The sequence below is a fragment of the Vibrio sp. OPT46 genome (genome assembly GCF_015163535.1).
Classification (GTDB): domain Bacteria; phylum Pseudomonadota; class Gammaproteobacteria; order Enterobacterales; family Vibrionaceae; genus Vibrio; species Vibrio alginolyticus.
In genome coordinates this window covers 1,080-1,574 of record NZ_JADDYG010000540.1, presented here as the reverse complement: position 1 = coordinate 1,574, position 495 = coordinate 1,080, and the positions used below count along the sequence as shown (strand labels likewise).

Annotated in this window: 1 protein-coding gene; it reads left to right on the top strand. The window is 41.8% G+C overall.

Annotated features, from left to right (window positions below; genetic code table 11):
* The coding region (locus tag IQR33_RS33980) for a Wzz/FepE/Etk N-terminal domain-containing protein (RefSeq protein ID WP_265575804.1) at nt 1-495 on the top strand (495 nt) is incomplete at both ends.

Below are 495 nucleotides of genomic sequence, written 5' to 3'. Positions count from 1 at the left end.
CACAAACTATTAAGCAATCACGTCAAGCCGACGATGAGATCGATTTGGGAAAGTTATTTGGGATCATTCTCGATGCCAAATGGCTCATTCTATGTACCGTAGTCCTATTTTCGATTATAGGCGTCGGCGTTGCCATTCTATCAACACCTATCTATAAAGCTGACGCTCTTATCCAAATCGAAAGTAAGAGTTCAGGTGGTATTTCAGCGATGGTTGGTGATATGGGAGAGCTGTTTTCAGCAGAATCATCAGCGACAACAGAAATAGAGATCATCAAATCTCGTATGATCTTGGGCGGTACTGTTGATAAGTTCAACTTAACGACTGTCGTTTCTCCAAACTACATGCCAATTATTGGTAAAGGCCTAGCTCGACTACAAGGTGAGCAAATCAGTCTGAGCGTTTCACGATTTAATGCTCCTTCTTACGCAGTTGGCGTTCCTTTAACTCTTGAAGTTATTGATTCTGAAAAACAGACGTTCAGGCTCTTAGAAG